Genomic DNA, 7,018 nt, shown 5'->3' with positions numbered 1-7,018 from the left:
TATCCAGTAGCTTATCATCTAAGCCTGTACGAGGAGGGTCGACTATCAGGGCATCTGCTCGGTAGCCTTCTTGATACCAGCGTGGAATAATCTCTTCTGCTGTCCCCGCTTCGTAATGGGTATTGTCAAACCCCATTTTTTGAGCATTTCGCTTGGCATCTTCAATGGCTTCTGGAATAATATCCATTCCTCTGAGACTCTTGACCTTATTTGCGAAGGCAAATCCAATCGTCCCAACACCGCAATAGGCATCGATCAGATGATCCTCTTTGCTGACATCCAGAGCCTTAACTGCTTCACTATAGAGAATTTCTGTCTGCTCAGGATTAAGCTGATAAAAAGCTCGAGGGGAAAGAGAAAACTCATAGTCGAGTACTCCTTCTTGAATACTCTCTTGGCCCCAGATAATTTCCGTCTTTTCACCATAGATTTCACTTGTTTTTGCTGTATTTGTATTGACAGCAACCGTGACAACTTCTGGAAAATCATTGACTAAATCTTTGACCAGTTGATTTAAATTAAGCTGGCGATTTGTGACAATGATAATCTGAACTTGCCCCGTTTTTCTTGCTCTGCGTACCATGATGGTGCGAACACCGAGCGTTTTTCTCTCATCGGTGACGGGGATTTGGTGGTAAGTAAGAAGTTCAGCTAGGCGATTCGCAATCACTTGGGTTTCCTTATCTTGCACCAAACAGTCTTTCAACTCTACGAGATAATGAGAGTTTTGCGCATACAAACCTGCCTTGACCTGATTTTTAAATTTTCGAGTCTGGAATTGAAGCTTAGCACGGTAGTACTTTGGTTCCTGCATTCCGATAGTTGGACGGATTTCATAGTTTTCATATCCTGCAGGAGCAAATTTTTTCAAGGCTTGGTGGAGCAAATCCGTTTTGAACTCTAACTGTTTATCATAGTTAAGGTGCATGATTTGACAACCACCACATTCATTATAAATCGTACAAGCTGGTACGACTCGAAATTTAGACTTCTTATTAACCTTTAGTAATTTGGCTTCAACAAAGTTGCGTTTAATAGAAGTAATTTGACAATAGATGTCTTCTCCTTTGAGAGCGCCTGGCACAAAAACGAGGGTTTTCTGATAGAAACCGATTCCCTCACCATTGATACCCATCCGCTTGATTTTTAAAGGTATTTTTTGTTTGACTTTCAGATTCATACCCCTATCTTATCACATTTTAGGGTATAATAGAACTATGAAAATCACAAAACTTGAAAAGAAGAAACGTCTTTACTTGATGGAGTTAGATGAACAGCAAACCTCTTATATCACGGAGGATACCATTGTCCGTTTTATGTTGTCTAAAGATAAGGTGGTTAGCACTGAAGAATTGACCGAGATTCAGGGCTTTGCTCAGTTTTCTTATGGTAAGAATCTCGCCCTCTACCATCTATCATTTAAAGCTCGAACCGAAAAGGAAGTTCGTGAGTATCTGAAAAAGTATGATCTTGATGAAAAAATCACAAGTCAAGTTATCGCCAATCTTAAAGAAGATAACTGGATTAATGATCGTCAGTATACCTACTCTATCATCAATGCAAATCAACTTTCTGGAGATAAGGGACCCTATGTGCTAGCTCAAAAACTGTCTCAAAAAGGGATTGCCAAAGCAACTATTGAAGATGTTTTAAAGGATTTTGATTTTTCAGAGGTTGCTCAACGTGTGGCGGAGAAACTTCTAAAAAAATACACGGGAAAGCTTCCCGCTCGTGCCTTGCAAGATAAGATTATCCAAAACTTAACGAACAAAGGCTTCTCCTATTCTGATGCTAAGAATGCCTTTGACGACTTGGACAGTCAAGTCGACCAAGAAACGACTCAAGATCTCATTTTTAAAGAGCTAGACAAACAATATGCTAAGTATGCTCGAAAGTATGAAGGATACGAACTTAAACAGCGTTTAACCCAAGTTTTAGCTCGAAAAGGCTATGATTTTTCGGATATAGCCAGCGCTCTCAGAGAATATCTTTAACATTTTCAGGTAAAATTCAAAAAAATTAGACCGATTTATGATATAATAGTAAACGATAAACTTATAAATTGTAGAAAGTTGGTTAGTTATGAAACTTCCAAAAGAAGGCGACTTTATTACAATTCAAAGTTATAAGCATGATGGAAGTCTCCACCGTACTTGGCGGGACACCATGGTACTAAAAACAACAGAGAACGCTATTATTGGCGTCAACGACCACACACTTGTTACCGAAAGTGACGGTCGTCGTTGGGTGACTCGAGAACCGGCTATTGTTTACTTTCACAAAAAATATTGGTTTAATATCATTGCTATGATTCGTGATAATGGGATTTCCTACTATTGCAATATGGCAAGTCCTTACTATCTAGATGAGGAAGCCCTGAAATACATTGATTATGATTTGGATGTCAAGGTTTTCACTGATGGTGAAAAGCGTCTCTTGGACGTTGAAGAGTATGAGCGCCATAAACGCAAAATGAAGTATTCTGATGATTTAGACTATATTTTGAAAGAGCATGTTAAAATCCTTGTTGATTGGATTAACAATGGACGCGGTCCTTTCTCAGAGGCCTATGTCAACATTTGGTACAAACGCTACATAGAACTAAAGAATCGGTAAAGTTGTCAAACTGGGGTGAAAACCCTGGTTTTTTTATTTGAAAAACCCAGCTTTTCAGCTGGGTTGATTTCTATATATCTAATTTAGTGACAGTAAACTTGATGTGGGAATAGTCTTTTTCAACATCCTTATCCAACAAGAAAGCCGTGGCATCCTTCTTAACCTGAACCAGGTCAATATTCTGGGCTTGAGCTGCATAGACGCATCCACAATAACATTGACGATAGATATCATACTCCTCGCACATCTCCACCGAACGCTTGTAGCCTTGATTTTTCTTGAAATCACTTGGGAGATAGTGGGTGGTATAAATCTTTTGCACATCAATTCCGATGCTGTTGATGGTTTGAGAATTCTTATGAGGACTGATGGTCAAGGCTGAACCAAAGTAATCAAAGCCCAAGTCCATAGCTACCTGTGCTGTTTTATCCAGACGGTAGTCAAAACAAACCTTGCAACGGTCACCACCTTCGGGTTCTTCTTCCAGTCCTCTGACTAACTTCCGGTATTCATTTGGTTCGTAGGGAGCTTCAAGGTACTGAACCGTATTGCCTGTTCGCTCATTGAAATCACTGACAAATTTTTTTGTAACGTAGGCCCGCTTGTGGTATTCTGCCTTTGGATGAATATTGGAATTGGCAAAATAGATAGTCACATCAGCGTATTTTGTCAGGTATTCTAGAGTGTAGGTACTACAAGGAGCACAGCAAACATGCATGAGAATAGTGGGACGTTGCTCATTTTTCTCCCAAACCTGAACCATTTTCTGCATGACACGGTCATAATTAATCTTCTGATTGAGATTCATCTTGCTCAGAATTTCTTCTACATCAATCATGTTCTTCTCCTTCTTCTAGTCTTATTTTATCATATAAGTTAGGAGAGCTCAAATCAATTTTAGAAGAGAAAACCTTAAAAGGAGGGATTATGTTCCCTCCTTTTGTGTTTTTTATAAGTTGCTTTTACATCATCCCGCCCATCATGCTTGGATCCATTGCTGGAGCTGGGGCTACTGGTTCTGGTTTATTGGCTACGACTGCTTCTGTTGTTAAAATCAAGCTAGCTACAGAGGCTGCATTTTGAAGGGCAGAACGGCTCACTTTAACTGGGTCAATGATTCCCTCTTCAATCATGTTGACCCACTCGCCAGTCGCTGCGTTGAAACCTGTACCAACTTCCGCATTTTTCAAACGATCGATGACAATAGATCCTTCAAATCCTGCATTGTGGGCGATTTGACGAACAGGTTCTTCCAAGGCGCGGAGAACAATGTTGCGTCCTGTCGCTTCATCTCCTGTCAATTCCAAATCAGCTACGGCTGGAATGACATTGACAAGAGCAGTTCCACCACCTGCAACGATTCCTTCTTCCACGGCTGCACGAGTAGCGTTGAGGGCATCTTCGATGCGGAGTTTCATTTCTTTCAACTCAGTTTCAGTTGCAGCTCCGACCTTGATGACTGCGACACCACCTGACAATTTAGCCAAGCGTTCTTGCAATTTTTCACGGTCAAATTCAGATGTTGTAGTTTCGATTTGAGACTTGATAACCGCAACACGGTGAGAAATAGCTTCAGGATTTCCAGCACCTTCTACGATAACAGTGCTATCTTTGTCCACAGTTACTCTCGCTGCTTGACCAAGCGCCTCAATAGTAGCGTCTTTCAACTCAAGGCCAAGATCTTCTGTGATGACTGTTCCTCCTGTCAAGATGGCGATGTCTTCAAGCATCGCTTTGCGACGGTCACCGAATCCAGGTGCCTTGACAGCTACGACATTGAATGTTCCACGAATCTTGTTCAATACAAGAGTCGGAAGAGCTTCGCCATCCACATCATCTGCAATAATCAAGAGTGGACGGTTGCTTTGGAGAATACTTTCTAGAAGTGGCAAGATTTCTTGGATATTTGAAATCTTCTTATCAGTAATCAAAATGTATGGATTTTCAAGGTCAGCCACCATTTTTTCGCTATCTGTCACCATGTACTGTGATAGGTAACCACGGTCAAACTGCATTCCTTCCACGACTTCGAGCTCTGTTTCCATACCACGTGACTCTTCAATAGTAATGACTCCGTCTTTACCAACTTTTTCCATAGCTTCAGAGATGTATTCGCCGACTTTCTCAGAACGAGAAGATACGGCAGCAACCTGAGCGATAGCTTCTTTGTTAGCAACAGGGATGGCGTTATTTTTCAAAGCTTCTACAGCTGCAGCAACCGCTGCTTCAATCCCACGACGAATACCGATTGGGTTGGCACCCGCGGTGACGTTTTTGATTCCTTCGCGGACGATAGCTTGAGTCAAGACTGTTGCAGTTGTCGTTCCGTCACCTGCGATATCATTGGTTTTTGAAGCTACTTCTGATACCAATTTGGCACCCATATTTTCAAAATGGTCTTCCAACTCGATTTCTTTGGCAATGGTCACACCGTCATTGGTAATCAAAGGTGAGCCAAATGATTTTTCCAACACAACATTACGACCTTTTGGTCCTAAGGTTACTTTAACAGTGTCTGCTAGGATATCGACACCACGGACCATCGCTGAACGAGCATCAGATGAAAATTTAATTTCTTTTGACATACTTACTTTCTCCTTCTATTCTTCAATGATTGCCAAAATATTAGCTTCACCTACGATGATGTACTTTTCATCGCCATCTTTGACATCAATACCTGCGTGGGCTTCAACTAAGACACGGTCTCCAGGCTTAACGCTTGGATCAACCAAGTCACCATTCAAGGTACGAACACCTTGTCCAGTAGCTACAACTTGGGCTGTTTTTGTTTTTTCTTGGGCTGAGCCTGCAAGGACAAAGCCTCCAACAGTTTGTTCTTTTTCTTCGATTTTCAAGACCACACGGTCTCCTAATGGTTTCAACATCTGTTTTCCTCCATGATAAACTACATATTATTAGCACTCTTTATATCTGAGTGCTAATTTATAGTTCTATTGTATCACTTGGTCAGAAATAGTCAAGAAAAAAGTCTGACTTTGGCAAGATAAAAAGCCTGAGACCAACTCAGACTTTTCAATGTTTATACTCAATGAAAATCAAAGATCAAACTAGGAAGCTAGCCGCAGGTTGCTCAAAGCACTGCTTTGAGGTTGTAGATAAGATTGACGAAGTCAGTTACCTATACCCACGGCAAGGTGAAGTTGACGTGGTTTGAAAAGATTTTCGAAGAGTATTAAAATGGCAATTCCTCCTCTTCCAAGACCAAATCTGCCAAATCCTGTCCTGCGTTATTTTCACGCATAGCACGTTGGGCGCGGCTTTCCAAAAGTTGGAATCCTGTGGCAAGGACTTCAGTCACATAGTTCATCTGGCCCTTTTTCTCGAAGCGACGGGTACGAAGTTCTCCATCCACAGAGATAAGACTACCTTTAGTTGCGTAGCTTGCTAAGGTTTCAGCCAATTTTCCCCAAAGAACCAAATTGACAAAATCAGCTTCACGTTCCCCATTTTGGTCTTTGTAACGACGGTTCACAGCGATAGTTGCTCGCGCTACCGACTTGTCATTGTTGGTTTTGTGCAATTCTGGTGTAGACGTCAAGCGCCCGATCATAATAACTTTATTATACATATTTTCTTCCTCCTACTTATCTATTCGCAAGGAATCAAAAAAAGTTACAGAAATTTGTAACTTTTCGAAGAAATTTTTTATTTTTTATGCACCATGAAACCTGTCGCCTGTTGATTGGCCATAATGGTCATATCTGTAATCTGCACACGGCGAGGCTGACTGGTCACATAGACAACTGTATCTGCAATATCTTGAGCTTGCAAGGCCTCAATTCCCTGATAAACCGTCGCAGCCCGCTCTTTGTCACCATGAAAACGAACTGTAGAGAAATCTGTTTCGACAATCCCTGGTTGAATGGTAGTTACCTTGATATCTGTTGCAATGGTATCAATTCGCAAACCATCTGAAAAAGTCTTGATAGCAGCCTTGGTGGCTGAGTAAACAGCTGCCCCAGCATAGGCATAGATTCCTGCGGTCGATCCCATATTGATAATATGACCTTGATTGGCTGCTACCATAGAAGGCAAGAAACAGCGAGTGACTGCCATCAACCCCTTGACATTGGTATCTAACATGGTCAGCATATCCAACTCTTCATAGTCTTGATAGGGAGCCAAGCCAAGAGCTAGTCCAGCGTTATTGACCAAGATATCAATCTGCCCTATCGTTTCTAGAATATCGGAACAAACAGTCTTTACCATGGTCATATCCGTCACATCCAGAGGAAAAGTCCAAACTGTTTGATTTGGAAACGTTTCTGCAAACTCTGACTTGAGGGCCTCTAGTCTGTCTGTCCGTCGCCCTGTTAGAACGACATTCTCCCCCTGCTCCAGATAAGCACGCGCAATCGCTTCACCGATTCCTGAGGTCGCT

The 7,018-nt window shown here is 41.6% G+C and carries 8 protein-coding genes; 2 read left to right on the top strand and 6 right to left on the bottom strand.

Annotated elements, in window-relative coordinates; genetic code table 11:
* Positions 1 to 1,180: 23S rRNA (uracil(1939)-C(5))-methyltransferase RlmD (gene rlmD / locus SORDD27_RS07995; protein WP_061428422.1), on the bottom strand; the 1,180-nt coding region annotated here is incomplete at its 3' end.
* Between the two features lie 37 nt (positions 1,181 to 1,217).
* On the opposite strand from rlmD, the gene recX reads away from it, so the two are divergent.
* Together recX and ntdP are read left to right on the top strand one after the other, a co-directional pair.
* Entirely contained in the window at positions 1,218 to 1,994 is a 777-nt protein-coding gene (gene recX, locus SORDD27_RS07990) for a recombination regulator RecX (protein WP_061428420.1), read from the top strand.
* Positions 1,995 to 2,082: 88 nt separating this feature from the next.
* On the top strand, positions 2,083 to 2,616 hold the full coding sequence (gene ntdP / locus SORDD27_RS07985) for a nucleoside tri-diphosphate phosphatase (protein ID WP_000775318.1): 534 nt from the start codon (positions 2,083 to 2,085) through the stop codon (positions 2,614 to 2,616).
* A gap of 70 nt (positions 2,617 to 2,686) precedes the next feature.
* Here the strand turns inward: ntdP and SORDD27_RS07980 are convergent, their stop codons facing one another.
* The 5 genes from SORDD27_RS07980 to SORDD27_RS07960 form a co-directional block, all read right to left on the bottom strand.
* Positions 2,687 to 3,454: an epoxyqueuosine reductase QueH gene (locus SORDD27_RS07980; protein ID WP_000567555.1), complete on the bottom strand. Its 768-nt coding sequence runs from the start codon at positions 3,452 to 3,454 to the stop codon at positions 2,687 to 2,689.
* A 124-nt stretch (positions 3,455 to 3,578) separates the two neighbouring features.
* Positions 3,579 to 5,201, bottom strand: a complete 1,623-nt coding sequence (gene groL, locus SORDD27_RS07975) for a chaperonin GroEL (protein ID WP_000031560.1) — start codon at positions 5,199 to 5,201, stop codon at positions 3,579 to 3,581.
* A 15-nt stretch (positions 5,202 to 5,216) separates the two neighbouring features.
* Positions 5,217 to 5,501, bottom strand: coding sequence for a co-chaperone GroES (gene groES, locus SORDD27_RS07970; RefSeq protein WP_061428418.1), 285 nt, complete (start codon positions 5,499 to 5,501; stop codon positions 5,217 to 5,219).
* Between the two features lie 308 nt (positions 5,502 to 5,809).
* On the bottom strand, positions 5,810 to 6,205 hold the full coding sequence (locus tag SORDD27_RS07965) for a single-stranded DNA-binding protein (protein ID WP_000282457.1): 396 nt from the start codon (positions 6,203 to 6,205) through the stop codon (positions 5,810 to 5,812).
* Positions 6,206 to 6,282: 77 nt separating this feature from the next.
* The coding region (locus SORDD27_RS07960; RefSeq protein ID WP_231069328.1) for an SDR family NAD(P)-dependent oxidoreductase at positions 6,283 to 7,018 on the bottom strand (736 nt) is incomplete at its 5' end.

Source organism: Streptococcus oralis (assembly GCF_001579025.1).
In the GTDB taxonomy this organism is placed as follows: domain Bacteria; phylum Bacillota; class Bacilli; order Lactobacillales; family Streptococcaceae; genus Streptococcus; species Streptococcus oralis_X.
The sequence above is the reverse complement of the archived record's forward strand: the minus strand, read 5'-3'. Positions and strand labels throughout refer to the sequence as shown.

Coding starts and splice junctions, on each gene's coding strand:
- recX (WP_061428420.1), top strand. CDS start 1,218: ATGAAAATCACAAAACTTGAAAAGAAGAAACGTCTTTACTTGATGGAG.
- ntdP (WP_000775318.1), top strand. CDS start 2,083: ATGAAACTTCCAAAAGAAGGCGACTTTATTACAATTCAAAGTTATAAG.
- SORDD27_RS07980 (WP_000567555.1), bottom strand. CDS start 3,454: ATGATTGATGTAGAAGAAATTCTGAGCAAGATGAATCTCAATCAGAAG.
- groL (WP_000031560.1), bottom strand. CDS start 5,201: ATGTCAAAAGAAATTAAATTTTCATCTGATGCTCGTTCAGCGATGGTC.
- groES (WP_061428418.1), bottom strand. CDS start 5,501: ATGTTGAAACCATTAGGAGACCGTGTGGTCTTGAAAATCGAAGAAAAA.
- SORDD27_RS07965 (WP_000282457.1), bottom strand. CDS start 6,205: ATGTATAATAAAGTTATTATGATCGGGCGCTTGACGTCTACACCAGAA.